The organism is Klebsiella sp. EMBS2024 (assembly GCF_036233805.1).
Taxonomy (GTDB): Bacteria; Pseudomonadota; Gammaproteobacteria; order Enterobacterales; family Enterobacteriaceae; genus Klebsiella; species Klebsiella pneumoniae.
Map to the genome: position 1 here is coordinate 5,347 of NZ_JAZARW010000001.1, position 26,932 is coordinate 32,278.

At 57.2% G+C, this 26,932-nt stretch carries 25 protein-coding genes and 2 pseudogenes (1 of these 27 cut by a window edge); 17 read left to right on the forward strand and 10 right to left on the reverse strand.

Translation table 11 applies throughout. From position 1 onward, the window contains the following. Positions 1-355, forward strand: a pseudogene (locus VZP09_RS00025) (hypothetical protein); it begins 24 nt to the left of the window's first position. 68 nt (positions 356-423) lie between these two features. Here the strand turns inward: VZP09_RS00025 and yaaA are convergent. Then, on the reverse strand, positions 424-1,197 hold the full coding sequence (gene yaaA, locus VZP09_RS00030; protein WP_002887869.1) for a peroxide stress protein YaaA: 774 nt from the start codon (positions 1,195-1,197) through the stop codon (positions 424-426). Positions 1,198-1,274: 77 nt separating this feature from the next. Continuing rightward, positions 1,275-2,705 carry an alanine/glycine:cation symporter family protein gene (locus VZP09_RS00035; RefSeq protein ID WP_002887871.1) on the reverse strand — a complete coding sequence of 477 codons (1,431 nt, stop codon included), beginning with the start codon at positions 2,703-2,705 and terminating at the stop codon, positions 1,275-1,277. 202 nt (positions 2,706-2,907) lie between these two features. Here VZP09_RS00035 and tal point away from each other — a divergent pair, with 202 nt between their 5' ends. From tal to VZP09_RS00050, 3 genes are all read left to right on the forward strand, one after another. Beyond that, on the forward strand, positions 2,908-3,861 hold the full coding sequence (tal, locus tag VZP09_RS00040) for a transaldolase (RefSeq protein WP_002887897.1): 954 nt from the start codon (positions 2,908-2,910) through the stop codon (positions 3,859-3,861). Positions 3,862-3,960: 99 nt separating this feature from the next. Further along, a complete protein-coding gene (gene mog / locus VZP09_RS00045; protein ID WP_142515861.1) occupies positions 3,961-4,548 on the forward strand; it encodes a molybdopterin adenylyltransferase in 588 nt (195 codons plus the stop codon). A 119-nt stretch (positions 4,549-4,667) separates the two neighbouring features. Continuing rightward, positions 4,668-5,972 (forward strand): MFS transporter, encoded by a 1,305-nt coding sequence (locus VZP09_RS00050; protein ID WP_328794813.1) that lies wholly within the window; start codon positions 4,668-4,670, stop codon positions 5,970-5,972. 62 nt (positions 5,973-6,034) lie between these two features. Here VZP09_RS00050 and satP read toward each other — a convergent pair whose 3' ends face one another. The 3 genes from satP to VZP09_RS00065 all read right to left on the reverse strand — a co-directional run bounded on the left by satP (position 6,035) and on the right by VZP09_RS00065 (position 7,871). Further along, positions 6,035-6,601: an acetate uptake transporter gene (satP, locus tag VZP09_RS00055; protein ID WP_002887905.1), complete on the reverse strand. Its 567-nt coding sequence runs from the start codon at positions 6,599-6,601 to the stop codon at positions 6,035-6,037. An 88-nt stretch (positions 6,602-6,689) separates the two neighbouring features. Then, positions 6,690-7,439 (reverse strand): acidic protein MsyB, encoded by a 750-nt coding sequence (msyB, locus tag VZP09_RS00060; RefSeq protein ID WP_004146011.1) that lies wholly within the window; start codon positions 7,437-7,439, stop codon positions 6,690-6,692. Between the two features lie 27 nt (positions 7,440-7,466). Further along, positions 7,467-7,871 carry a DUF2541 family protein gene (locus tag VZP09_RS00065; RefSeq protein WP_002887909.1) on the reverse strand — a complete coding sequence of 135 codons (405 nt, stop codon included), beginning with the start codon at positions 7,869-7,871 and terminating at the stop codon, positions 7,467-7,469. Positions 7,872-8,256: 385 nt separating this feature from the next. On the opposite strand from VZP09_RS00065, the gene dnaK reads away from it, so the two are divergent. The 4 genes from dnaK (at position 8,257) to nhaR (ending at position 13,698) form a co-directional block, all read left to right on the forward strand. Then, positions 8,257-10,173 (forward strand): molecular chaperone DnaK, encoded by a 1,917-nt coding sequence (gene dnaK / locus VZP09_RS00070; RefSeq protein WP_004146997.1) that lies wholly within the window; start codon positions 8,257-8,259, stop codon positions 10,171-10,173. A gap of 87 nt (positions 10,174-10,260) precedes the next feature. Continuing rightward, complete coding sequence (dnaJ, locus tag VZP09_RS00075; protein ID WP_002887955.1) at positions 10,261-11,394, forward strand: molecular chaperone DnaJ; 1,134 nt, start codon at positions 10,261-10,263, stop codon at positions 11,392-11,394. A 177-nt stretch (positions 11,395-11,571) separates the two neighbouring features. Then, a complete protein-coding gene (gene nhaA, locus VZP09_RS00080; protein ID WP_004192071.1) occupies positions 11,572-12,747 on the forward strand; it encodes a Na+/H+ antiporter NhaA in 1,176 nt (391 codons plus the stop codon). Positions 12,748-12,801: 54 nt separating this feature from the next. Beyond that, the gene (gene nhaR / locus VZP09_RS00085) at positions 12,802-13,698 is read left to right on the forward strand and encodes a transcriptional activator NhaR (protein WP_002887961.1); all 897 of its coding nucleotides are present in this window, start codon (positions 12,802-12,804) and stop codon (positions 13,696-13,698) included. A gap of 119 nt (positions 13,699-13,817) precedes the next feature. Here nhaR and rpsT read toward each other — a convergent pair whose 3' ends face one another. Continuing rightward, positions 13,818-14,081 carry a 30S ribosomal protein S20 gene (gene rpsT, locus VZP09_RS00090; RefSeq protein ID WP_002887965.1) on the reverse strand — a complete coding sequence of 88 codons (264 nt, stop codon included), beginning with the start codon at positions 14,079-14,081 and terminating at the stop codon, positions 13,818-13,820. 116 nt (positions 14,082-14,197) lie between these two features. On the opposite strand from rpsT, the pseudogene VZP09_RS24800 reads away from it, so the two are divergent. The 8 genes and pseudogenes from VZP09_RS24800 to VZP09_RS00125 all read left to right on the forward strand — a co-directional run. Beyond that, positions 14,198-14,403, forward strand: a pseudogene (locus VZP09_RS24800) (DUF2575 domain-containing protein); the annotation flags it as partial. 7 nt (positions 14,404-14,410) lie between these two features. After that, the gene (gene ribF, locus VZP09_RS00095) at positions 14,411-15,349 is read left to right on the forward strand and encodes a bifunctional riboflavin kinase/FAD synthetase (protein ID WP_002887969.1); all 939 of its coding nucleotides are present in this window, start codon (positions 14,411-14,413) and stop codon (positions 15,347-15,349) included. Positions 15,350-15,392: 43 nt separating this feature from the next. Continuing rightward, complete coding sequence (gene ileS / locus VZP09_RS00100) at positions 15,393-18,209, forward strand: isoleucine--tRNA ligase (RefSeq protein WP_328794814.1); 2,817 nt, start codon at positions 15,393-15,395, stop codon at positions 18,207-18,209. Beyond that, positions 18,209-18,709 (forward strand): signal peptidase II, encoded by a 501-nt coding sequence (gene lspA, locus VZP09_RS00105; RefSeq protein WP_002887973.1) that lies wholly within the window; start codon positions 18,209-18,211, stop codon positions 18,707-18,709. The genes ileS and lspA overlap by 1 nt, the downstream gene beginning before the upstream one ends. 115 nt (positions 18,710-18,824) lie before the next feature. Beyond that, positions 18,825-19,274, forward strand: coding sequence for an FKBP-type peptidyl-prolyl cis-trans isomerase (fkpB, locus tag VZP09_RS00110; protein WP_002887976.1), 450 nt, complete (start codon positions 18,825-18,827; stop codon positions 19,272-19,274). Position 19,275: 1 nt separating this feature from the next. Next, positions 19,276-20,226 carry a 4-hydroxy-3-methylbut-2-enyl diphosphate reductase gene (ispH, locus tag VZP09_RS00115; RefSeq protein WP_002887979.1) on the forward strand — a complete coding sequence of 317 codons (951 nt, stop codon included), beginning with the start codon at positions 19,276-19,278 and terminating at the stop codon, positions 20,224-20,226. Positions 20,227-20,292: 66 nt separating this feature from the next. Further along, positions 20,293-21,207: a ribonucleoside hydrolase RihC gene (gene rihC / locus VZP09_RS00120; RefSeq protein WP_002887981.1), complete on the forward strand. Its 915-nt coding sequence runs from the start codon at positions 20,293-20,295 to the stop codon at positions 21,205-21,207. Positions 21,208-21,237: 30 nt separating this feature from the next. Further along, positions 21,238-21,603 carry a DUF805 domain-containing protein gene (locus tag VZP09_RS00125; RefSeq protein WP_002887984.1) on the forward strand — a complete coding sequence of 122 codons (366 nt, stop codon included), beginning with the start codon at positions 21,238-21,240 and terminating at the stop codon, positions 21,601-21,603. Here the strand turns inward: VZP09_RS00125 and VZP09_RS00130 are convergent. Beyond that, complete coding sequence (locus VZP09_RS00130) at positions 21,551-22,480, reverse strand: LysR family transcriptional regulator (protein ID WP_268203590.1); 930 nt, start codon at positions 22,478-22,480, stop codon at positions 21,551-21,553. The two genes, VZP09_RS00125 and VZP09_RS00130, sit on opposite strands and share 53 nt — an antisense overlap. Positions 22,481-22,572: 92 nt before the next feature. On the opposite strand from VZP09_RS00130, the gene VZP09_RS00135 reads away from it, so the two are divergent. Next, entirely contained in the window at positions 22,573-23,202 is a 630-nt protein-coding gene (locus VZP09_RS00135) for an alanyl-tRNA synthetase (RefSeq protein WP_048331585.1), read from the forward strand. Positions 23,203-23,207: 5 nt separating this feature from the next. Here the strand turns inward: VZP09_RS00135 and citB are convergent, their stop codons facing one another. From citB to VZP09_RS00150, 3 genes are all read right to left on the reverse strand, one after another. Next, complete coding sequence (gene citB / locus VZP09_RS00140) at positions 23,208-23,912, reverse strand: citrate response regulator transcription factor CitB (protein ID WP_004222618.1); 705 nt, start codon at positions 23,910-23,912, stop codon at positions 23,208-23,210. Beyond that, the gene (citA, locus tag VZP09_RS00145; protein ID WP_004151379.1) at positions 23,905-25,533 is read right to left on the reverse strand and encodes a citrate sensor histidine kinase CitA; all 1,629 of its coding nucleotides are present in this window, start codon (positions 25,531-25,533) and stop codon (positions 23,905-23,907) included. Before citA ends, citB begins: the two co-directional genes overlap by 8 nt. A 171-nt stretch (positions 25,534-25,704) precedes the next feature. Next, the coding region (locus VZP09_RS00150) for an oxaloacetate decarboxylase subunit beta (protein WP_171879992.1) at positions 25,705-26,932 on the reverse strand (1,228 nt) is incomplete at its 5' end.

Genomic DNA, 26,932 nt, shown 5'->3' on the forward strand with positions numbered 1-26,932 from the left:
GGTGATGTTCGCTTTAACAGGCTGCTCCGGGACAACGATTGGCGGTAATGAAGATAAATTAACGCCAGCCTATCTGAAACAACATCTCATTGTCGGAAAAACCACCAAGGCCGAGGTTCGTCAGTATTTTGGTGCCCCGGATTCTGGTCATACGACGGTGACGGCGTCGGGTAAAGAGAGCTGGTATTATTCAGTAGATAAAGGGATCAACCTGGTCAGCCTCGCGGGTTCCATGATCCCGGTAACCGGGGCATCGCAAGCTGCCGATGCGGTCGATAAGTCCAGCCAAAAAGATTCGAACTCGCTGATGATTTTCTTCGATGAAAAAGGCGTGGTGGAAAACTGGGTGCGTTAAAATAAGTAATAATCTGCTTAATTATATTGAAAAGGGGAATGACTCCCCTTTTTTATTACCGTAACGTGTTACTGCTCGTGGCGTTTAAACACCAGTTCGCCTTTCTCTGAGGCATCCGCATCAAAGAAATAGCCTTCGCTATTAAAAGCTTTGAGCTGCTCCGGCTGGGTTAAGCGGTTTTCAATAATGTAGCGACTCATCAGGCCGCGGGCTTTCTTCGCATAAAAACTGATCACTTTGAATTTGCCGTTCTTCTCATCGAGGAATACCGGCTTGATCAGCTGACCCTGCAATTTTGGCGTTTTCACCGATTTAAAATATTCATCGGAAGCCAGGTTGATGACGATATCGTCGCCCTGGTCGCGCAGCGCCTGATTCAGCTTCTCGGTAATGGTATCCCCCCAGAACTGGTACAGATCTTTGCCGCGCGGATTTTCCAGACGGATCCCCATCTCCAGGCGGTAGGGCTGCATCAGGTCTAACGGGCGCAGCACGCCATACAGCCCGGAGAGCATGCGCAGATGCTGCTGGGCGAAGTCAAAGTCGTCCTCGGTGAGTGTCTCTGCCTGCAGGCCAGTGTAGACATCGCCTTTAAAGGCGAGGATCGCCTGGCGGGCATTTTGCGGCGTAAAGTCAGGGTGCCAGTCGTGGAAGCGGGTGGCGTTTAGATCCGCCAGCTTGTCACTAATGCTCATCAGCTTGCCGATTTGCGGCGCGCTCAGCTTACGGGCGATGCCGATAAGCTGCTGAGAATACTCGAGGAGTTCGGGCTGGGTATAGCGAGTCGTTGCCAGCGGGCTTTGATAATCGAGCGTTTTAGCAGGTGAAATCAGAATCAGCATATCCAGTCCTTGCAGGTAATTTCGACGAATTTTAACAAAAAAAGTGCATGGTGGGATCGATAGCTGCAATTGCCGCGCTATTCGCGCGGCAATTCATTCCAGGCGCCCGGGGCCAGCTGTTGGTCAATATCCGGGTAACGAGTGGCATCGAAAGTCGGCTGGATACCCAGCCGCCGCTGACGCAGATAATCGCTGGCGATAATCCGCACCGTCGGGGAGAGCAGCAGAATGGCCGTCAGGTTGGTCATCGCCATCAGCGCCATGATGATATCCGCGCTCTGCCAGACGACAGGCAGGCTAACCATGGTCCCCAACAGCACCATCAGGACGGTGAGTATTCGCAGCCCCCAGATATAGCGGGGCTTATCCAGGCGCAGGAAGACCAGATTATTTTCCGCGTACACGTAATTGGCTACGATAGAGCTAAAGGCGAACAGCAGCACGATGAGGGCGATAAAACCCGCTCCCCAGCCGCCGACCAGCACGCTCATCGCGTGTTGCAAGTCCTGAATACCGTTGAGCGTATATTCATTGTCGGGCCGCGGCGCCAGCATGACGATAATCGCGCTTGCGGTACAGATCACGATAGTATCGATAAACACGCCAATCATCTGCACGATCCCCTGCGCCGCCGGGTGCGGCGGCCAGGAGGCGGCGGCCGCGGCGGCGTTAGGCGAAGAGCCCATCCCTGCTTCATTGGAGAACATGCCGCGCTGGAAGCCGCTGGTCAGCGCCTGGCTGATGGTGTAGCCCACCGCGCCGGCGGCGGCCTCCTGCCAGCCGAAGGCGCAGCGAAAGATGGTGGCGAAAATCGTCGGCAGGGCGGTGATGTGCCACAGGCCGATGAGCAGGCTGGTGGCGATCCACAACAGCGCCATAAAGGGAACGATCCATTGCATCAGACGCGCCACGCCGCGTAAACCACGGAGGATCGCCAGCAAAACGACAACGGCCAGCACGCCGCCGCTGACCGCCGCCGGCAGATCGAACGCATAGCGCAAGGCATGGGCCACGGAGTTAGCCTGCACGGTATTGAAGATAAAACCATAGGCCAGCAGGAGGAGGATCGAAAACAGGACGCCCATCCAACGCATGCCGAGCCCGCGCGCCATGTACCAGGCCGGGCCGCCGCGAAACTGTCCGCGGCTATCGCGTTCTTTATACAGCTGAGCAAGGGAACATTCAGCAAAGCTGCTGGCCATGCCGAGCAGGGCGGAAACCCACATCCAGAATACGGCGCCGGGCCCACCGGCGGCGATCGCCAGCGTCACCCCGGCAAGATTGCCGCTGCCGACCCGGGCGGCAAGGCTGGTACAGAGCGCCTGAAAGGACGTTAAACCACCCGGCTGCGGGTGCAGGCTTTTTTTTAGACTGCGGCCGAATTTGCGCACGTAACGAAACTGAATACCCCGGGTTTGCCAGCTAAACCAGATACCGGCGCCCAGTAGCAGATAAATCATCACTGAGCCCCAGAGTATTTCATTGATAAATGAGAGAAAATCAGGCATTAAACATCCTCTTGTCCATGCCGGTACGCCAGTGTAAGCGTTACCAATTAAGTGACAATCCTTTCGCTTTCAGCAAATTAATCTGCATAGTTTATCACACTCTGCGCTCTTCTCTCGTCGGCGGTTGCGCTGACCCGGCAGCGTGTTATCATCTGGGCAGACCGGTTACATCCCCTTAACTGCTGTTTAAGAGAAATATATCATGACGGATAAATTAACTTCTCTGCGTCAGTACACCACTGTCGTCGCTGACACCGGAGATATTGCGGCAATGAAGCTGTATCAGCCTCAGGATGCCACCACTAACCCTTCCCTGATTCTCGGCGCGGCTCAGATCCCTGAGTACCGTAAGCTGATTGACGACGCTGTCGCCTGGGCTCGTAGCCAGAGCAGCGATCGCGCGCAGCAGATCCTCGATGCTTCCGATAAGCTGGCGGTGAACATCGGTCTCGAAATTCTGAAACTGATCCCGGGCCGTATCTCCACCGAAGTGGACGCACGTCTCTCCTATGACACCGAAGCGTCTATCGCGAAAGCCAAGCGCATCATCAAGCTGTACAACGACGCGGGCATCAGCAACGATCGCATTCTGATCAAACTGGCCTCCACCTGGCAGGGCATTCGCGCCGCTGAACAGCTGGAAAAAGAAGGCATTAACTGTAACCTGACGCTGCTGTTCTCCTTCGCTCAGGCTCGCGCTTGCGCCGAAGCGGGCGTCTTCCTGATTTCGCCGTTCGTTGGCCGTATCCTCGACTGGTACAAAGCCAACACCGACAAGAAAGAGTACGCACCGGCAGAAGATCCGGGCGTGGTTTCCGTCAGCGAAATCTACGAGTATTACAAGCAGCACGGCTATGAAACCGTCGTGATGGGCGCAAGCTTCCGTAACGTTGGCGAAATTCTGGAACTGGCTGGCTGTGACCGCCTGACCATCGCCCCGGCGCTGCTGAAAGAGCTGTCCGAAAGCGAAGGCGCCGTTGAGCGTAAGCTGGTATATACCGGTGAAGTGAAAGCGCGTCCGGAGCGTATTACCGAATCTGAGTTCCTGTGGCAGCATAACCAGGATCCGATGGCGGTAGACAAACTGGCGGAAGGTATCCGTAAGTTTGCGATCGACCAGGAAAAACTGGAAAAAATGATCGACGAACTGCTGTAATCGCGCAGGTGGCCGACGCCCGTCGGCCACATTACACTGTCTGTCCCGCCTCCGGCAGTGTATCATTTCGTTTAACGCCACAGTTTGAACGGAATAACCATGAATACCTTACGAATCGGCTTAGTTTCCATTTCCGATCGCGCCTCCAGCGGCGTCTATCAGGACAAAGGCATCCCGGCACTGGAAGAGTGGCTGGCACGCGCCCTGACCACCCCTTTCGAGCTGCAAACCCGTCTGATTCCGGATGAGCAGGCCATCATTGAGCAAACGCTGTGCGAACTGGTTGACGAAATGGGGTGCCATCTGGTGCTGACCACCGGCGGAACCGGCCCTGCGCGTCGCGATGTGACGCCCGACGCAACGCTGGCGATCGCCGATCGCGAGATGCCGGGCTTCGGCGAGCAAATGCGCCAGGTTAGCCTACACTTTGTGCCGACGGCTATCCTTTCCCGGCAGGTCGGTGTGATCCGCAAGCAGGCGCTGATCCTCAACCTTCCCGGGCAACCGAAAGCAATTCAGGAGACTCTGGAAGGGGTGAAAGATGCTGACGGCAACGTGCTGGTGCACGGTATTTTCGCAAGTGTACCTTATTGTGTACAGTTGCTTGAAGGGCCTTATGTGGAAACCGATGGCCGTGTAGTAGAAGCTTTTCGTCCCAAGAGCGCCAGGCACGAAACTTTATCCTGAATTTGATGCATTTTTGATATAACCTGCATCGCTAATGGTGTGCCGTTTTATTTACGATATAGTGATTTTTACTTTACACACTATAAAACACGCTGCACACCTCAGGATGAAATTGCGTTATGTCATATGCAAACCGACCGCTCAACCGCCAGGATTATAAAACGCTGACGCTGGCCGCCCTGGGCGGCGCGCTGGAGTTTTATGACTTTATCATTTTCGTTTTCTTCGCCGCCGTCGTCGGCGAGCTCTTCTTTCCCGCAGATATTCCCGAATGGCTGCGCCAGGTGCAAACTTTTGGCATTTTCGCCGCCGGTTACCTGGCGCGTCCGCTGGGGGGCATCATCATGGCCCACTTTGGCGATCTGGTGGGGCGCAAGAAAATGTTCACCCTCAGCATCCTGCTGATGGCGCTGCCAACCCTGGCGATCGGTCTGCTACCGACCTATAGCTCGGTAGGTATCATCGCCCCGCTGCTATTGCTGCTGATGCGTATTCTGCAGGGAGCGGCGATCGGCGGTGAAGTTCCAGGCGCCTGGGTGTTTGTCGCTGAGCATGTCCCGGAAAAACGCATTGGTATCGCCTGCGGCACGCTGACGGCCGGCCTGACGGTTGGCATTCTGCTGGGGTCGGTGGTGGCCACGCTTATCAATACCAGTCTGACGCCGCAGGGGATCCACGACGGCGGCTGGCGGATCCCCTTCCTGCTGGGCGGCGTATTTGGTCTGATAGCGATGTATCTGCGCCGCTGGCTGCAGGAGACGCCGATTTTTCTTGAGATGCAGCAGCGCAAAGCGCTGGCGCAGGAGCTGCCGGTAAAAGCGGTGGCGCTCAAGCACCAGAAGGCGGTGGTGATCTCTATGCTGCTGACCTGGCTGCTGTCGGCTGGCGTGGTGGTGGTGATCCTGATGTCGCCGGTCTGGCTGCAGAAGCACTATGGTTTTGCGCCGGCCATTACCCTGCAGGCCAACAGCATCGCCACCATTATGTTGTGCATCGGCTGTCTGCTCGCCGGGCTGGCGGCGGACCGCTTCGGCGCCAGCCGCACTTTTATCGTCGGCAGCCTGCTGCTGGCGGTTGCCAGCTGGGCATTTTACCATCTTGCCGGCGCCAGCCCGCAGCGGCTGTTTCTGCTCTACGGTACGGTGGGGCTGTGCGTCGGCGTGGTGGGGGCGGTGCCCTATGTGATGGTGCGGGCCTTCCCGGCGGAAGTACGCTTCACCGGCATCTCTTTCTCCTACAACCTGTCGTACGCGATCTTTGGCGGCCTGACGCCGATTGCGGTCACCATGCTGATGGGGGTGTCGNCGATGGCGCCGGCCTGGTATGTGCTGGCCCTGTCGCTGATGGGGCTGGGATTAGGTATCTGGCTGCGTCAGGAGCTGACGGCGCCGACGGGGATGCCGGAAGGGGAGCTGCAGCGTTAACGATGGCTAGCTGATGCTGATAATGACCTGCCGCCGCCCTGTGACCGGACGGCGGCGGAAGATTAGCGCGGTTCGCCGATCGGCAGCACGGTGCGGCCGAACTGTTCGTTCAGCACTTCACCCATCGCCAGGTAAATAGCGCTGGCGCCACAAATCAGGCCGACCCAGCCGGCTACCTTCACAATGCCTTCGTTATCGGCCAAATGGCCAATCGCCAGCAGCGCGAACAGTACGGTCAGGCTCAGGAAGACAAACTGCAGCATGCGGGCTGCCTTCAGGGTGCCAAAGAACATAAACAGGGTAAAGACGCCCCACAGGCCGAGGTACATACCGAGGAAGTGCGCGTTTGGCGCGTCTGCCAGGCCCATTTTCGGCATCAGAAGAATCGCCACCAGCGTCAGCCAGAAGCTGCCGTAGGAGGTAAAAGCGGTTAAGCCAAAAGTGTTGCCTTTTTTGTATTCCAGCAGGCCGGCAAAAATTTGCGCAATGCCGCCGTAAAAAATGCCCATCGCCAGGATAGCTACATCGAATGCGAACAGGCCGCTATTCGCCAGGTTAAGCAGAATAGTGGTCATGCCGAAGCCCATAAGGCCCAGCGGTGCCGGATTAGCCAACTTAGTGTTGCCCATAATTCCTCAAAATTATCATTAAAAGGGAAGCATTACCCCGCGACTTGGCGGCGGGGCGCGGCATAATAATGAGGCGCTGAAGGGCTGTCTATGATCTGGCGGGGTATTTTTCACCAATTTCCGCGGTGTCTGACGGCGGCTGGAGCATTTGCCGTAAACAGGCAATATGCAGGACCGCGGGGATGGTGACCCGGTAGGCGCTGCCGCTCACCGCTTTTACGCTGTTCAGCGCGGCGCCGAGCGGTCCGCCCAGCCCGGCGCCGCGCACCAGGCCATGACCGATGACGCTCACCGCGGCGTGCGTGCGCAGGATGGCGGTTAAGCGTTCGTCCAGCAACAAAGTGACGCCTTCGCTTAGCTTGCGATGCCTCAGCAGATGAGCCATCAGGCTGTCCAGCTCATGGCTCCGGCACTCCACCGCGGCGAGAAACTGCGCTTTTTGCTCCGCGTTCAGTTTATTCCAGCTGTGCTGCAGAAAATGCGCCAGCAACTGCTGCTCGATCTGCGGCGTCGACAGCTGTTTGTCGACCTTCGCTTTCAGTCGTTTACATACATCCAGCAGGATCGCGCGATAAAATTTGCCATGGCGGCGCAGCGTGTTGGCGATGCTATCGCCGCCAAAATGCTGTAGCTCACCGGCGATTAGCTGCCAGTTGCGGCGATAACGCTCCGGGTGCCCCTCCATCGCTAAAAATGTCTCGTTGCGCAGGAGCGTGCTGGAGAGACGGGGTTTGCCATTTTCCCCGTGGGTCAGAATGCGGGTAAAGGCTTCCAGATGCGCCTCGCTGCACTCAGGCAGAAAGGCGAGATCGTCATCCTCCAGGTAATTAATATGCATAACGTTTTCTCTCGGGCAGGGGCGACATTAGTCATCGCCGATAATTTTCAGTGATGCCATATCTGAGGAGTGCACCGTGTGGCCGGAGAAGGCGATCTTCTTCACGCAACGTTTGTTGTCGTTATCGCTATTGATGTTGATCCAGCCGGTGGTGCTGCCCTCTTTGATCCCGGCGGGGACGTTCAGCGTGTGGCTGGCGCCGCGGCTGGCCTTAAAGTAGACCGTCGCCCCGGAGAGTTGTACATCGCCGCGGTCGGCGCTGAGCTGAATGCGTTTGACCACCCGGCAGACGGGGAGCGTCAGCGTCAGGTCGTTGGTTTCATTGCGCGGCATAGCTATCACGCCGAGAATTTTATGGTCGTTAGCGGCCGCCGAGGTGATAAATGACACGCCGAGGATAAGCCCTACGGAAAGCCGGTATAGCGATTTCATTAATTTGTCCCCTGAATAAGCGAAGTGCGATGGCGGGGAAGTTTATCACTGCGAAAACGGGGCTTTTAGCGCGCAAGTATTGCGGGTTATGTCAATGATATTATGAATGTATTTCCTATTTTAATCCGTTTTTTGTATGTATATTTCGCCGTCGTTTTTGCCATCCAACAACCTTGTTCGGCAAGTCATCCGTAACCCTGTGCGAATCCGAGGCAAAAAATTTTTATGCTTGCCCCTTGATGCCGGAGTGGGCGACCCCATCTTGTAGTCAACCGCAGTGAAGAACCTGAAAAAAAATGATGTCTGGGCAGTTGAAACCGCACGTTTCGCCCTTATTACAGGTTCACAACCACATGTTGATCGAATTTTTAGTGGAGACGTTTAGATGGGTAAAATTATTGGTATCGACCTGGGTACTACCAACTCTTGTGTAGCGATTATGGATGGCACTACTGCACGCGTGCTGGAGAACGCCGAAGGCGATCGCACCACGCCTTCTATCATTGCCTATACCCAGGATGGTGAAACTCTGGTTGGTCAGCCGGCTAAACGTCAGGCAGTGACAAACCCGCAAAACACCCTGTTTGCGATTAAACGCCTGATTGGCCGCCGCTTCCAGGACGAAGAAGTTCAGCGTGACGTTTCTATCATGCCATACAAAATTGTTGCCGCAGACAATGGCGACGCATGGCTGGATGTGAAAGGCACCAAAACTGCACCGCCGCAGATCTCTGCTGAAGTGCTGAAGAAAATGAAGAAAACGGCTGAAGATTACCTGGGTGAACCGGTAACTGAAGCGGTTATCACCGTACCGGCTTACTTTAACGATGCGCAGCGTCAGGCAACCAAAGATGCCGGCCGTATCGCCGGTCTGGAAGTTAAACGTATCATCAACGAACCAACCGCGGCCGCGCTGGCTTACGGTCTGGATAAAGAAGTGGGCAACCGTACTATCGCGGTTTACGACCTCGGTGGTGGTACTTTCGATATCTCGATTATCGAAATCGACGAAGTTGATGGCGAAAAAACCTTTGAAGTTCTGGCGACCAACGGTGATACCCACCTGGGCGGCGAAGACTTCGATACTCGTCTGATCAACTACCTCGTTGATGAGTTCAAGAAAGATCAGGGCATTGACCTGCGCAACGACCCGCTGGCCATGCAGCGCCTGAAAGAAGCCGCTGAGAAAGCGAAGATTGAACTGTCTTCTGCTCAGCAGACCGACGTTAACCTGCCGTACATCACTGCAGACGCGACCGGTCCGAAACACATGAACATCAAAGTGACTCGCGCGAAACTGGAAAGCCTGGTAGAAGACCTGGTTAACCGTTCCATCGAGCCGCTGAAAGTCGCTCTGCAGGATGCCGGTCTGTCCGTTTCCGATATCAACGACGTGATCCTCGTTGGTGGTCAGACTCGTATGCCGATGGTGCAGAAGAAAGTGGCCGAGTTCTTTGGTAAAGAACCGCGTAAAGACGTTAACCCGGATGAAGCCGTGGCGATCGGTGCTGCCGTTCAGGGCGGTGTACTGACTGGCGATGTGAAAGACGTTCTGCTGCTCGACGTAACCCCGCTGTCGCTGGGTATCGAAACCATGGGCGGCGTGATGACTGCGCTTATCAGCAAAAACACCACCATCCCGACCAAGCACAGCCAGGTGTTCTCTACCGCTGAAGACAACCAGTCTGCGGTAACCATCCATGTGCTGCAGGGTGAGCGTAAACGCGCGTCTGATAACAAATCTCTGGGTCAGTTCAACCTGGATGGTATTAACCCGGCGCCGCGCGGCATGCCGCAGATCGAAGTGACCTTCGACATCGATGCTGACGGTATCCTGCACGTCTCCGCGAAAGACAAAAACAGCGGTAAAGAGCAGAAGATCACCATCAAAGCGTCTTCCGGTCTGAATGAAGAAGAAATTCAGAAAATGGTTCGCGAAGCAGAAGCTAACGCCGAATCTGACCGTAAGTTCGAAGAGCTGGTACAGACCCGCAACCAGGGCGACCATCTGCTGCACAGCACTCGTAAGCAGGTTGAAGAAGCAGGCGATAAACTGCCGGCTGACGACAAAACTGCCATTGAGTCTGCGTTGACCGCGCTGGAATCTTCTCTGAAAGGCGAAGACAAAGCGGATATCGAAGCGAAAATGCAGGCGCTGGCGCAGGCTTCTCAGAAGCTGATGGAAATCGCTCAGCAGCAGCACGCTCAGCAGCAGGCGGGTTCCGCTGACGCTCAGGCGAGCAACGCGAAAGACGACGATGTTGTCGACGCTGAGTTCGAAGAAGTGAAAGATAAAAAATAATCGCCCTTTGAACGGGTAAAACACTGGCACGGGCGAAGAGGTTTCCTCTCCGCCCGTGCACGCATGTTAAGGGGCTGAAAAACACCGATGGCAAAGCAAGATTACTACGAGATTTTAGGCGTTTCCAAAACAGCGGAAGAGCGTGAAATCAAAAAGGCTTATAAGCGCCTGGCCATGAAATATCACCCGGACCGCAACCAGGGTGATAAAGAGGCTGAAGCCAAATTTAAAGAAATCAAAGAAGCGTATGAAATCCTGACTGATGCCCAGAAGCGTGCGGCCTACGATCAGTACGGCCACGCGGCCTTCGAACAGGGCGGCATGGGCGGCGGCGGCGGTTTTGGCGGCGGTGCCGACTTCAGCGATATCTTTGGCGATGTTTTCGGCGATATCTTTGGCGGCGGACGTGGTCGTCAGCGCGCGGCACGCGGCGCCGATCTCCGTTACAACATGGAGCTGACGCTGGAAGAAGCGGTGCGCGGCGTCACTAAAGAGATCCGTATTCCGACGCTGGAAGAGTGCGACGTCTGCCACGGCAGCGGCGCCAAGGCCGGCAGCAAACCGCAGACCTGTCCGACCTGTCATGGCGCAGGCCAGGTGCAGATGCGCCAGGGCTTTTTTGCGGTACAGCAGACCTGTCCGCACTGCCAGGGACGCGGTACGCTGATTAAAGATCCGTGCAATAAATGTCATGGCCATGGCCGCGTAGAAAAGACCAAAACCCTGTCGGTTAAAATTCCGGCGGGCGTGGATACCGGTGACCGGATCCGTCTGGCGGGCGAAGGCGAGGCCGGCGAACATGGCGCGCCGGCAGGCGATCTGTACGTTCAGGTTCAGGTGAAGCAGCACGCTATCTTTGAGCGTGAAGGCAATAACCTGTACTGCGAAGTTCCGATCAACTTCACCATGGCGGCGCTGGGCGGTGAGATCGAGGTCCCAACGCTCGACGGCCGCGTGAACCTGAAAATTCCAGGTGAAACCCAGACCGGCAAGCTGTTCCGCATGCGTGGAAAAGGCGTGAAATCCGTTCGCGGCGGCGCGCAGGGCGATCTGCTGTGCCGCGTGGTGGTGGAGACGCCGGTGGGGCTGAATGAGAAGCAGAAGCAGCTGCTGAAAGAGCTGCAGGAGAGCTTCGGCGGTCCGACCGGGGAAAACAACAGCCCGCGTTCGAAAAGCTTCTTTGACGGCGTGAAGAAGTTCTTCGACGACCTGACCCGCTAATTCCGCCTTTGTTGATATCCGGCCCGGGCCTTTGCTGCCCGGGCTTTTTTTCGCCTTAGAACTCCCCTTTAACTCGTAAAAAGCGAATATTAGCGCAACTTAAATCTGATTTTTTCGAGTTATCAGTATGTGTATTATGCTTTTATCGAGTTATTCACCAACAGGATGAAAGTAAAAGTGAAACATCTGCAACGATTCTTTAGTAGCGATGCTTCCGGCGGCATTGTCTTAATTATCGCCGCCGCGCTGGCGATGGTGATGGCCAATACCAGCGTGACCAGTGGTCTGTATCACTCCTTCCTTGAGACGCCAGTACAGCTGCGTGTGGGCGCGCTGGAGATCAACAAGAACATGCTGTTATGGATCAATGATGCTCTGATGGCGGTGTTCTTTTTGCTGATTGGCCTGGAGGTCAAACGTGAGCTGATTCAGGGGTCGCTGGCGAGCCGCCGTCAGGCGGTCTTCCCGGTGATAGCCGCGCTGGGCGGCATGATCGTCCCGGCGCTGGTCTACCTGGCCTTTAACGCCCAGGATCCTGTCGCCAGAGAGGGATGGGCGATCCCGGCGGCGACGGATATTGCTTTTGCCCTCGGCGTGCTGGCGCTGTTAGGTAGCCGGGTCCCGACGGCGCTGAAGATTTTCCTGATGGCACTGGCGATTATTGATGACCTCGGGGCTATCGTGATTATCGCGCTGTTTTATACCCACGACCTGTCCATGCTCTCGCTGGGCGTGGCGGCGGCGGCGATCGCGGTGCTGGTGGCCCTGAATCTGAGCGGCGTGCGGCGTACCGGGATCTATATTCTGGTTGGCGCGGTGCTGTGGACGGCGGTGCTGAAGTCTGGCGTTCACGCGACCCTTGCCGGGGTGATTGTCGGCTTTATGATCCCGCTCGAGGAAAAGCATGGCAAGTCGCCGGCCAAAGCGCTTGAGCATGTCCTGCACCCGTGGGTGGCGTTTATGATCCTGCCGCTGTTTGCCTTCGCGAACGCGGGGGTCTCACTGCAGGGGGTCACCCTTGCCGGGCTGACGTCGCTCCTGCCGCTGGGCATTATGGCTGGCCTGTTTATCGGTAAGCCGCTGGGGATTAGCCTGTTCTGCTGGCTGGCCCTGAAGCTGAAGTGGGCTTCGCTGCCGGAGGGAACCACCTGCAAGCAAATTATGGCGGTGGGGATCCTGTGCGGGATTGGCTTTACGATGTCGATTTTCATCGCCACCCTGGCCTTTGGCAGCGTGGATCCCGCGTTGATCAACTGGGCCAAGCTTGGCATCCTGATCGGCTCAGTGCTATCAGCGGTCGTCGGCTACCTCATACTGCGTCAGCGCGTGACGGATACTCGCCTCGCGGTATAACCTTTTTGCAGGAGAGCCCGCCAGGCTCTCCTGGACATTATCAGGGAGAGAAGCATGTCACATATTAACTACAATCATCTGTACTACTTCTGGCACGTGTATAAAGAAGGGTCCGTCGTGGGCGCGGCGGAGGCGCTGTTTCTGACGCCGCAGACCATTACCGGGCAGATCAAAGCCCTGGAGGAGCGCCTGCAGGGAAAATTATTTAAGCGAAAGGGAAGGGGGCTTGAGCCGAGCGAGCTGGGGGAGCTGGTTTTTCGCTATGCCGACCGGATGTTTACCCTCAGCCAGGAGATGCTCGACATCGTCAACTATCGCAAAGAGTCGAACCTGCTGTTTGACGTCGGCGTGGCCGATGCGCTCTCGAAACGGCTGGTCAGCGGCGTGCTGGATGCCGCCGTCGTAGAGAGCGAGCAGATTCATCTGCGCTGTTTTGAATCCACTCATGAGCTGCTGCTGGAGCAGCTGAGCCAGCATAAGCTCGACATGATTATCTCTGACTGCCCGATCGACTCGACGCAGCAGGAAGGGCTATTTTCGGTGAAGATCGGCGAGTGCAGCGTCAGCTTCTGGTGCATGAATCCGGCGCCGACGAAGCCGTTCCCGGCCTGCCTCGAAGAGCGGCGGCTGCTGATCCCCGGTCGGCGATCGATGCTGGGACGTAAGCTGCTGAACTGGATTAACGTGCAGGGCCTGAAGGTGGAGATCCTCGGCGAGTTTGACGACGCGGCGCTCATGAAAGCCTTCGGCGCCGCACATAATGCGATATTTGTCGCGCCGACGCTCTACGCGCATGATTTCTACCATGATGAATCGATTGTCGAAATTGGCCGTATGGATAGCGTGATGGAGGAGTATCACGCTATTTTCGCTGAAAGAATGATTCAGCACCCGGCGGTACAGCGTATCTGTAATCGCGATTATTCGTCGCTGTTCACCGAACCCCGATAGCCGGAAGGCGTGGGCTGGCGTGGCTCAGATCGCGCCAGCGTGCGCTACCGGGGGAAGATGGTAGGCATAAAAAAACCCGCTTTCGCGGGTTTCTTTAACAAAGTTCAGCAAGCAGGCGATTAAGCCAGTTTGTTGATCTGTGCAGTCAGGTTTGCTTTATGACGCGCAGCTTTGTTTTTGTGGATCAGACCCTTAGCAGCCTGACGGTCCACGATCGGTTGCATTTCGTTAAATGCTTTCTGTGCAGCAGCTTTGTCGCCAGCTTCGATAGCTGCGTATACTTTCTTGATGAAAGTACGCATCATAGAGCGACGGCTTGCGTTGTGCTTGCGAGCCTTTTCAGACTGAACGGCGCGCTTCTTAGCTGATTTGATATTAGCCAAGGTCCAACTCCCAAATGTGTTCTATATGGACAATTCAAAGGCCGAGGAATATGCCCGTTTAGCCTTCTTTTGTCAATGGATTTGTGCAAATAAGCGCCGTTTAACACCACAGCGCTTCATTACGTAGTGATGGCGCAAGATTCTACCAGCTTGTTGCAGGCGAATACAGCTTTTCCACCATAAAAATCGCCGGGCGCGGCCAGTTTTCCCGCTTTCTCGCGCTGAGTGAATGAATTCCTGAGAACTTTCGTTGCCGAGGTGCAATCGCTGGTTAACGTTGACAGTTGTACAAGGTATACTCGGACGATTTTCACTGTTTTGAGCCAGACATGAAGCTGATACGCGGCATACATAATCTCAGTCAGGCCCCGCACGGGTGCGTGCTGACCATTGGTAATTTCGACGGCGTGCATCGTGGGCATCAGGCGCTGCTGCAGCGGTTGCGCGAAGAGGGCCGCCAGCGCGGTTTACCGGTCGTGGTGATGATTTTTGAACCCCAGCCGCTGGAGCTCTTTGCCGCTGATAAAGCCCCGGCGCGATTGACCCGCCTGCGTGAAAAGCTGGGCTATCTGGCTGAAAGCGGGGTTGACTATGTATTGTGCGTTCGCTTTGACCGCCGGTTCGCCGCGCTAACCGCGCAGGATTTTATCAGTGAACTGCTGGTGCGTCGCCTGGGCGTGCAGTTCCTCGCCGTTGGTGACGATTTCCGCTTTGGCGCTGGTCGCCAGGGGGATTTCTTGTTATTACAAAAGGCGGGGGCGGAATATGGCTTCGACGTCACCAGCACCCAAACCTTCTGCGAAGGCGGGGTGCGAATCAGCAGCACGGCGGTACGCCAGGCGCTGGCCGATGACGATCTCCTGCTGGCGGAGACGCTGCTCGGCCATCCGTTTAGCATCTCCGGACGCGTCGTGCATGGTGATGAACTAGGCCGAACCATAGGTTTTCCGACGGCGAACTTACCGCTGCGTCGTCAGGTTTCCCCGGTTAAAGGGGTCTATGCGGTAGAAGTGACAGGGCTGGGCGACAAACCGATAGCGGGCGTCGCCAATATTGGCACCCGTCCAACGGTTGCGGGCGTGCGTCAGCAGCTCGAAGTACATCTGTTGGACGTTGTAATGGACCTCTACGGTCGCCATATCAATGTAATACTGCGTAAAAAGATACGTAACGAGCAGCGGTTTGCGTCGCTGGACGAGCTGAAGGCGCAAATCGCACGTGATGAGTTAACGGCCCGCGAATTATTTGGGCTGACCAGCCAGGCCTGAGCCACTGGTGTTTATCAAACCGAAATACGGAACCGAGAATCTGATGAGTGACTATAAATCGACCCTGAATTTGCCGGAAACAGGGTTCCCTATGCGTGGCGACCTCGCCAAACGCGAACCGGGAATGCTGGCGCGTTGGACCGATGATGACCTGTACGGCATCATTCGTGCAGCCAAAAAAGGCAAAAAAACCTTCATTCTGCATGATGGCCCTCCTTATGCGAATGGCAGCATTCATATTGGTCACTCGGTAAACAAGATTCTGAAAGACATTATCGTTAAGTCCAAAGGACTGACGGGCTATGACTCGCCTTACGTTCCGGGCTGGGACTGCCACGGTCTGCCGATCGAGCTGAAAGTGGAGCAGGAATACGGCAAGCCGGGTGAGAAATTTACCGCTGCCGAATTCCGCGCTAAGTGCCGCGAATATGCCGCCGAGCAGATCGATGGCCAGCGTAAAGACTTTATCCGTCTCGGCGTGCTGGGCGACTGGTCGCATCCGTACCTGACCATGGACTTCAAAACCGAAGCCAACATCATCCGCGCGCTGGGCAAAATCATCGGTAATGGCCACCTGCATAAAGGCGCCAAACCGGTGCACTGGTGCGTAGACTGCCGTTCCGCGCTGGCGGAAGCGGAAGTGGAGTATTACGACAAAACCTCTCCGTCTATCGATGTCGCGTTCCACGCGGTAGACAAAGCCGCGGTACTGGCGAAATTCGGCGTAGCCGACGTCAACGGTCCGGTGTCGCTGGTTATCTGGACTACCACGCCGTGGACCCTGCCGGCCAACCGCGCTATCTCTCTGTCTCCTGAGTTCGACTATGCGCTGGTGCAGGTTGACGGCCAGGCGCTGATCCTGGCGAAAGACCTGGTTGAGAGCGTAATGAAGCGCGTTGGCGCGACGGACTACACTATTCTGGCGGCGGTACAAGGTTCTGAGCTTGAGCTGATGCGCTTTAAGCATCCGTTCCTCGATTTCGACGTGCCGGCGATCCTTGGCGACCACGTGACGCTGGATGCCGGTACCGGTGCGGTGCATACCGCTGGCGGCCACGGTCCGGACGATTACACCATCAGCCAGAAATACGGTCTGGAAATCGCCAACCCGGTTGGCCCGGACGGCGCTTACCTGCCTGGCACCTGGCCGTCCCTGGACGGCATTAATGTTTTCAAAGCCAATGACATCATCGTTGAGATGCTGCGTGAGCGTGGCGCGCTGTTACACGTTGAGAAACTGCAGCACAGCTATCCATGCTGCTGGCGCCACAAGTCGCCGATCATCTTCCGTGCCACTCCGCAGTGGTTCGTGAGCATGGATCAGAAAGGCCTGCGCGCGCAGTCGCTGAAAGAGATCAAAGGCGTGCAGTGGATCCCGGACTGGGGCCAGGCGCGTATCGAATCGATGGTCGCTAACCGCCCTGACTGGTGTATCTCCCGTCAGCGCACCTGGGGCGTGCCGATGTCGCTGTTCATGCATAAAGAAACCCACGAACTGCACCCGCGTACCCTTGAGCTGATGGAAGAAGTGGCAAAACGCGTTGAAGTTGACGGCATCCAGGCGTGGTGGGATCTCGATTCCCGCGACATTCTTGGCGATGACGCCGACAGCTACGAGAAAGTACCGGATACCCTCGACGTCTGGTTTGACTCCGGGTCGACCCACTCTTCCGTGGTTGACGTGCGTCCGGAATTCGCCGGTCACGCCGCCGATATGTATCTGGAAGGCTCTGACCAGCATCGCGGCTGGTTCATGTCCTCGCTGATGATTTCCACGGCGATGAAAGGCAAAGCGCCATATCGTCAGGTACTGACCCACGGCTTCACCGTCGACGGTCAGGGCCGCAAAATGTCCAAGTCTATCGGCAACACCGTTAGCCCGCAGGACGTGATGAACAAGCTCGGCGCCGATATCCTGCGCCTGTGGGTGGCTTCCACCGACTACACCGGCGAAATGGCGGTCTCTGACGAGATCCTCAAACGCGCTGCGGACAGCTATCGTCGTATCCGTAACACCGCGCGCTTCCTGCTGGCGAACCTTAACGGTTTCGATCCGGTGAAAGACATGGTTAAACCGGAAGAGATGGTGGTGCTGGACCGCTGGGCGGTCGGCTGCGCGCAGGCGGCACAGGAAGATATCCTGAAAGCCTACGAATCCTACGACTTCCATGAAGTGGTGCAGCGCCTGATGCGCTTCTGCTCCATCGAGATGGGCTCGTTCTACCTCGACATCATCAAAGACCGCCAGTACACCGCCAAGGCGGACAGCGTGGCGCGTCGCAGCTGTCAGACCGCGCTGTTCCATATCGTGGAAGCGCTGGTGCGCTGGATGGCGCCGATCATGTCCTTCACCGCAGATGAAATCTGGGGCTATCTGCCGGGCGAGCGTGAGAAATATGTCTTCACCGGCGAGTGGTATGAAGGTCTGTTCGGCCTGGCCGACGACGAAGCGATGAACGACGATTTCTGGGATGAGCTGCTGAAGGTGCGTGGCGAAGTCAACAAGGTGATCGAGCAGGCGCGTGCGGATAAGAAAGTCGGCGGCTCGCTGGAAGCGGCAGTCACGCTGTATGCTGATGCCGATCTGGCGGCTAAGCTCAATGCGCTGGGCGATGAATTGCGATTTGTCCTGTTGACCTCCGGGGCGAACGTCGCAGACTATGCGAGCGCGTCCGCTGATGCGCAGCAAAGCGAACTGCTTAAAGGGCTGAAAGTCGCATTGAGTAAAGCTGAAGGTGAGAAATGCCCGCGCTGCTGGCATTACACCACCGATATCGGCAAGGTGGCGGAACACGCGGAAATCTGCGGACGCTGTGTGAGCAACGTCGCCGGTGACGGCGAGCAACGTAAATTCGCCTGATGAGTAAATCGATCTGTTCAACGGGGCTACGCTGGCTGTGGGTGGTCGTAGCCGTGCTGATTATCGATCTGGGCAGCAAATTCCTGATCCTCCAGAACTTCGCTCTGGGGGAGACGGTTCCGCTGTTCCCGTCGCTTAATCTGCATTATGCCCGCAACTATGGCGCGGCCTTTAGCTTTCTCGCCGACAGCGGCGGCTGGCAGCGCTGGTTCTTTTCCGGGATCGCGATCGGCATTTGCGTGGTGCTGACGGTGCTGATGTACCGTTCGAAGGCGACGCAAAAGCTGAACAATATTGCCTACGCGCTGATTATCGGCGGCGCGCTGGGCAACTTGTTCGATCGCCTGTGGCATGGCTTTGTGGTCGATATGATCGACTTCTACGTCGGCGACTGGCATTTTGCCACCTTCAACCTCGCCGATAGCGCGATCTGCATCGGCGCAGCGCTGATTGTGCTGGAAGGCTTCCTGCCGAAACCGACTGTGAAAGAGCAGGCGTAAATCTCAATGCCGGGTGACGTGACGCTTACCCGGCCTACAGAATTTTTGGCCCCCGTAGGCCCGGTAAGCGTAATGCCGCCGGGCACCGGGTGACCTAAACAAGCGAGCAATTTGCATGTCTAAATCCGTACAGAGCAACAGCGCGGTACTGGTGCACTTCACTCTGAAACTGGACGACGGCTCCACTGCCGAGTCCACCCGCAGCAACGGCAAACCGGCGCTGTTTCGCCTCGGCGACACCTCTTTGTCTGAAGGGCTGGAGCAACAGCTTCTCGGTTTGAAAGAGGGGGAGAAAAAGGCCTTTTCGCTGGAGCCTGACGCCGCCTTTGGCGTACCCAGCCCGGACCTGATTCAGTATTTCTCTCGCCGCGAGTTTATCGACGCTGGCGAGCCGGAGATCGGCGCGATTATGCTCTTTACCGCAATGGATGGCAGCGAAATGCCTGGCGTGATCCGCGAAGTGAACGGCGATTCCATCACCGTTGACTTCAACCATCCGCTGGCCGGGCGCACTGTTCATTTTGATATTGAAGTGCTGGAGATCGATCCGGCGCTGGAGGAGTAACATGCAGATCCTGTTGGCTAACCCGCGCGGTTTTTGCGCTGGCGTTGACCGCGCTATCAGCATTGTAGAAAACGCGCTGACGCTGTATGGCGCACCGATCTATGTTCGTCATGAAGTGGTGCACAACCGCTATGTGGTGGATAGCCTGCGCAAGCGTGGCGCCATTTTTATCGAACAGATCAGCGAAGTGCCGGACGGCGCGATCCTGATTTTCTCCGCCCACGGCGTGTCGCAGGCGGTACGCAACGAAGCGAAGAGCCGCGACCTTACGGTGTTCGATGCCACCTGTCCGCTGGTGACCAAAGTCCATATGGAAGTCGCCCGCGCCAGCCGCCGCGGCGAAGAGTCGATTCTGATTGGCCATGCCGGCCACCCGGAAGTCGAAGGCACCATGGGACAGTACAACAACCCGCAAGGGGGGATGTACCTGGTCGAGTCGCCGGAAGACGTGCTGAAGCTGGAAGTGAAAAATGACGCCCGGCTGTCGTTTATGACCCAGACCACGCTCTCCGTCGACGATACCTCGGATGTGATTGACGCCCTGCGCGCGCGTTTTCCGAAAATCGTCGGCCCGCGCAAAGACGACATTTGCTATGCCACCACTAACCGTCAGGAAGCCGTGCGCGCGCTGGCGGAGCAGGCTGACGTAGTGCTGGTGGTCGGGTCGAAAAACTCCTCCAACTCTAACCGCCTCGCCGAGCTGGCGCAGCGGATGGGTAAGGCGGCTTACCTGATTGACGACGCCTCCGATATCCAGGAAGCGTGGGTCAAGGATGCGGCCTGCGTCGGCGTGACGGCGGGCGCGTCGGCGCCGGATATTCTGGTGCAGAACGTCATTACCCGCCTGCAGGAGCTGGGCGGCGGCGAAGCCGTGCCGCTGGAAGGCCGGGAAGAGAATATCGTCTTTGAAGTGCCGAAAGAGCTGCGTGTGGATGTCCGTGAAGTAGAGTAAGTTCTTTCCTCCAGCAGTATGAGAAGATGCCAGACTTAACGTCTGGCATTTTTTTAGGGAGAAACCATGCGCTTACCAATCATTCTTGATACCGATCCGGGCATCGACGATGCCGCCGCCATTGCCGCGGCGCTGTTCGCGCCTGAGCTGGATCTGCAGTTGATGACCACCGTAGCGGGCAATGTCTCGGTGGAGAAGACGACCCGTAACGCGCTGCAATTGCTGCATTTCTGGAATGCCGATGTACCGCTGGCGCAGGGGGCGTCGATGCCGCTGGTGCGTCCGTTGCGCGACGCCGCCTCGGTGCATGGCGAATCCGGCATGGAGGGGTATGACTTTGTTGAGCATCAACGTCAACCGCTGGCGAAGCCGGCCTTCCAGGCGATCCGTGATGCGCTTATGCATGCTGCCGAGCCGATCACCCTGGTGGCGATTGGCCCGCTGACCAATATAGCGCTGCTGCTGACCCAGTACCCGGAATGCGTGTTTAATATTCGCCGGCTGGTGATCATGGGCGGCTCGGCGGGCCGCGGCAACTTCACGCCGAATGCGGAATTCAATATCGCTATCGACCCGGAAGCCGCCGCGAAAGTGTTCCATAGTGGGCTGGAGATTGTGATGTGCGGGCTGGACGTCACCAACCGGGCGCTGCTGGCGGCGGATTATCTGGCGACGCTGCCGACGCTGAACCAGACCGGTAAAATGCTCCATGCGCTGTTTAGCCACTATCGCAGCGGCAGCATGAGCAGTGGTCTGCGCATGCACGACTTGTGCGCTATTGCGTGGCTGGCCCGCCCGGAACTGTTCACTCTCCAGCCGTGCTTTGTGGCGGTGGAGACGCAGGGGACCTGGACCGCCGGCACCACGGTGGTGGATATCGAAGGACGACTGGGCCAGCCGGCGAACGCCCAGGTGGCGCTGGATATCGACGTCGAAGGGTTTCAGCGCTGGGCGGCGGAGGTGATTGCCCTGGCGCCGTGATATATCACTCGATTTTCAAGGAGAGAAGCAATGACCTATGGACAGGCGTATTTGAGCGGCTGGAAAGAGACCTTTAACTTTAGCGGACGCGCCAGTCGACGGCAGTTCTGGACGTTTTTTCTCACCAATGTATTGATCGCCACCGCGCCGCTGGCGGCCTGGTGTCTGGCAACCAGCGTTAACCCTCAATACGGCATCCTCAGTTTTGTTGTCATTCCCTTTGCCGCGCTCTGGCTGCTGTTGATGGCGATCCCCCTGCTGGCTGTAGGCTGCCGGCGGATGCATGATATCGGCCGCTCCGGGATCTGGTTTGTGTTGGGGGTTATCATTCCGTGGTTTGCAATTATTTCGCTGGCTCTGTGCTGCCTGCGCTCAGCGCCGGCACCGTCTCGCTGAGATAATCGATCATCGCCCGCATCCTGGCGGGCATATGCTTATCTCCCGCCCACAGCAGCCACAGATCGCCGGAGTAGCTGCTGATAAATTCCCACTCGGGCAGCACCTGCACGATGTCGCCGTTCGCCAGCGCCTCACGGGCGGTGAACAGCGGCAGGCTGCCGATCCCTAAATGCTGTCTGACCGCGTCGAGGCGTACGGCGGTATGGTTGGCGGCGTACCGCCCGTAGGTTTGCACCGTTTCTGTTTTGCCTTCCCGACGGAACTTCCAGCGCGCATCGGCGGGCGTTTCGCCAAGGCTAATGCAGCTATGCGCGCGCAGATCCTGCGGCGTGTACGGCGTACCGTGCTGCTGTAAATAGGCCTCAGTGGCGCAGATAACGTGCCTGATTGGCATCAGCGGTTTGCCATGCAGGCCGGGGGAGGGGGTATCGGTGATGCGTAGCGCCAGATCAATACCGTCATCGATAAAATCGAGAGGGCGATCTTCCAGCCGCAGGCAGATGTCCACCTGCGGGTAGCGGTGGAAAAACGCCATCATCAGCGGGTGGATCACAAAGCGGCCGACGGCTTTCGGGACGCTTAGCGTCAGCTTTCCCTGGGCGACCGTTTGGCGACTGCCTGCGGAATCCATTGCCTGTCGCGCCGCTTCCAGCATCTGCTGGGCATGCTGATATATCGTTTCCCCGGCATCGCTAAGACGCAGCTTGCGGGTGGTACGCTGCAGCAGTTTGCAGCCCATCTCTCGCTCCAGCCGTGAAACGCTGCGGCTAACGGCTGAAGGGGTAATGCCGTTCTGGCGGGCGACGGCGGAGAAGCTGCCCTGGTCGACTATCTGAACGAAAAGAGCGAGGTCGGGCAGGAGGTTCAGATTCATTTGTGCTCCCGGAGCAAGAGTGCATTGGCGGGTGGTGGGATTATCGCTGTCGGCATTAATAATATACTGGGCGGACAGAGAGGAGAATCACTATGACTGAACGGGTTTATTACACCAGCGATGCTACCGACGGGCGCGCCCAGATCATTGCCTGCACTGCAGAAGCGGATGGCCGTTACGCCATCGAACTGGATCGGACGCTGTTTCACCCGCAAGGGGGCGGTCAACCGGCGGACCGTGGATGGATTGCCGGGCAGGTGGTTGAGACGGTGGTTGTGCGCGGCGAAAGGGTGCTGCATATTCTGTCGCAACCCCTTCCCCTCGGTGAAGTGGAGATGAAAATTGATGCCTCCGCGAGACAGCTGCATGCTCGTCTGCATTCTGCCGGCCACCTGCTTGGCCTGGCGGGCGAACAGCTTGGCTGGCAACCGGTGAAAGCGCACCACTGGCCCGGCGAAGGGCGGATAACCTTTGCCAGCAGGAATAGCGCCGCGCTGCCGGACGCCAGTGCGCTACTGGCGCTAGTGAAGGCATGGCAGGCGCAGGACTTACCGCGTCAGGTGACGTTCGCTAATGGCATGCGCAAGGTGGGATTCGGCGAACTGCCAGCCTATCCCTGCGGAGGCACCCACGTCGCCCGTCTGGCGGAGCTGAGCGACATTGTCATTAGTCAGATTAAGATGAAGAAGGGGCAGCTGGTGGTCAGCTACACCCTGGCGTAAGCGTTTTATCTCTGCTCAGGATAGGTCTGCTTGCCGTGATAGATACGCTCAGGTCGGCCAACCTTGCCGTAGCTGATTTCCGCTTCCAGAAAGTCGTTCTTNACTCCTTGTTCCAGATAACGGCGAGCGGTGGTTTTGCTGCTGCCGAGGATACGGGCCAGCGAGTCGGCGGTATGCACCACCGTCGGGTCGGCAAACAGCTGGAGCACGCGCTGAAAGGTGCTTTCATCGATCCCGCGCAGTGGTGCGCTGGCGGGTTCCGTTTGTTCCCGGGCCTGAATATTAAACAGCGCGTCGACATGGAGCTGGCTGGCCTGTTCACTGGAGCGCAGCGAGCTACGATAGCGGGCAAAGCGCTCCAGCGTGTGCTGCAGGCGCTGATAGTGCACCGGCTTAATCAGGTAATCAAACACCCCAAGACGCAGCGCTTCGCTGATGGTTTCCATGTGATTATCCGCAGTAATAAAGATAATCCGTCCCTTGTAATGTGTACTGACTGCATGGCGGATCAGATCGATACCTTTGCCGTCGGGTAAAAAATTATCCAGCAGGATCAGCTGCGGTTGATACAGTCTGAGCTGTTTCCTGGCGCTCTCAAGCTTATCCGCAATACCAATGACGTCGAACTGGGGAAACTGTTTAATGTTATCCACCAGGATCTCCGCCAGCATAGGTTCGTCTTCAACAATAAGAGTAGTGATGCTATCCATGATGTTCATCTCGGGTCAGGGGGATATAAAGCGTAAAAATGGTGCCAAAAGGAATATTATTTTCGACGACGATACTGCCGCCTGCTTGTTCCACGTAGCTGCGTACCAGCCAGAGTCCGATACCATGATCTTTGCTGGCGCTGCTGGTGACGCCGCGCTCGAAGATCCGATCGCGCAGCGCCTCGTCAATGCCGCATCCCTGGTCGGCGATCTCAATGATCACCTCCTGGCCATCACTGTTGATCAGGCATTCGATCTGTTTTGAACCCTGCGGTTGACGCAGGCTGGCATTGTAGGCGTTATCAAGTAGATTCCCCACGATCGAGATCCATTCGTTGTGCGAAAGGGCGGTAGGTAATCTATCAACGAAGCAGGCCGGATCGAAAATCAGCTCAAGTCCAAGCTCTTTGGCCCGGTAATATTTGCCGATCAACAGCCCGGCCAGGTGGTTGTCCTGGAAATTGCGTGCAATAAAATCGATCACCTTCTGGTGACTTTCCGACTGCTGTTGGATCAGTTCCAGCGCTTGGTTATAGCGTTTAAGAAACAGCAGACCGGCGATAGTGGAGATCAGATTGCGATGCTCATGCTGTACGGCGCGCAGGTTATCGGCATATTGTTGTACCTGGCTAAGCTGCAGGCTAAGGGTGTTGATATCGTCTTTGCTGCGAAAGCTGATCACCCAGCCCTGTGGCTCATTGTTTAAGATCACCGCCATCCGGCTGGCGATCACTTTGATCTGATTGAAGGTAACGATCTCGTCTTTTTTATTGGTCTGTGGCGCATCGTAGAAGAAGACCTCCTGCGAGATAACGCTGCTGATCCGTTTGCCGATAAGCGTCGGTTCCGGCTGACTCAAATTGAGCAGGCGACGCGCAGTCTGATTAATCGCAGTGATTTTATAATCGGAGTCGATGGCGATAAGCCCTTCGAACACCGATTCAAACAGCACGCTTTGCTGGATCAACAGCTGTGACAGCTGCTGGGGTTCCATATTGAGCATCTGTTTTTTGATATGCAGTGAGAAGCGGCGGGCGCAAAAGAGCAGAAGCAGTAACATGATGGCCATCGGGATCAGCAGCGAACTTATCTGCAGGCTGAGCCAGTTTTCCAGTTGCTCAATGGTATAGCCTACCGACACAATGCCGATCACCTTGCCGGTTGCGTCCTGAATCGGCGATTTACCGCGCAGCGACGATCCCAGCGAGCCTTTGCGCACTGACACGTAGCTTTTAGCGTTTATCAACGCCTCATCGCTATCGCCGCCTTCCATCGATTTGCCGATTTCATCAGGATTGACGTGATAGAGGCGCTGGCCGCTGGCATCACCGACGGTGATGTAGGTGGCGTCGGAGAACGAACGCATGGGGTCGATAAGGGCTTTGATTCTGGCGAGATCGCGTTTCTGCACTGCCTCCACCAGCTCCGGCATCGCCGAAATCTGCATCGCCTGAATCAGCGCCCGTTGCCCGACCTGATAATGCAGACGCTCCTCGGTAATGTCTGTCAGATACCATGACATCGCCAGCATGACGATCGTCGAGGTGAATAAGATCAGCAGGAAGATGCGATTCTGAAACGATCGCCTGGCAAACCAGTGGGTGATTTTTCGGGTATACATTGGGTAGATAGACATTAAATTGTTATTCTCCCCGTTTTGCGCCCCCGGCGCCGACAGGTGGAGCACAGAACAGAAAATTTCAGACATGTGCCCGGCCCCGTCATGCCAAGAGTGGGTATCAAATCAGCCCGGAGGTGGGGCGACAGCCACACCTCCGGGAAGGATGTCGGCCTACATCGCCAGCACGTACTTGAGCATCACCCCGGCGGCGATCGCCGAGCCGATCACCCCCGCCACGTTCGGGCCCATCGCGTGCATCAGCAGGAAGTTCTGCCCGTCCGCTTCCAGACCCACCTTGTTCGACACCCGCGCCGCCATCGGCACCGCCGACACCCCCGCCGAGCCGATCAGCGGGTTGATTTTGTGCCGGCTGAACACGTTCATCAGCTTCGCCATCAGCACCCCGGCTGCGGTCCCCACGCAGAAGGCGATCACCCCCAGCACCAGGATCCCCAGCGTCTGCGGCTGCAGGAACTTGTCCGCCACCAGCTTGGCCCCCACCGACAGCCCGAGGAAGATGGTGACGATGTTGATCAGCGCGTTCTGCACCGTATCGCTCAGCCGCTCCACCACGCCGCTCTCGCGCATCAGGTTGCCGAAGCAGAACATCCCCAGCAGCGGCGCGGCGTCCGGCAGCAGGAGCGCCACCAGCAGCAACAGCACCGCCGGGAAGAGGATCTTCTCCCGCTTACTCACCGTGCGCAGCTGCACCATGCGGATCTTCCGCTCCTTATCCGTGGTCAGCGCCTTCATGATCGGCGGCTGGATCAGCGGCACCAGCGCCATATAGGAGTACGCCGCCACCGCGATGGCCCCCAGCAGCTCCGGCGCCAGCTTGCCCGACAGGTAAATCGCCGTCGGGCCGTCGGCGCCGCCGATGATGCCGATGGCCGCCGCCTGCGGCAGGGTGAAGCTGATGATGCCGAAGTAGTTCAGCGTCAGCGCCCCGAGCACGGTGGCGAAGATCCCGAACTGCGCCGCCGCCCCCAGCAGCAGGGTGCGCGGGTTAGCCAGCAGCGGGCCGAAATCGGTCATCGCCCCGACGCCCATAAAGATGACCAGCGGCGCGATGCCCGAGCCAATCGCCACCTTATAGAAGATGGCCAGCACCCCGGCGGAGTAGCCCATGTCCACCGCGAGGCTCTCCATCTGCCCCTGCACCGACGGCAGGGCCAGCGCCAGTGCCTCTTTGATGGCGTGGACGTCCGGCGCGCAGTGGAGCTTCGCGGCAATCACCGCCAGCTGCGCCGGGTCGTGGTGAGCCAGCAGGCTCTCTAGGGCGGTGAGCGCCAGCCCGGCCTCCGGGATATTGGAGAGCAGGCCGCCGAAGCCAATCGGCAGCAGCAGTAACGGCTCGAACTTCTTCGCGATGGCCAGCCAGAGCAGCAGCAGGCTGACC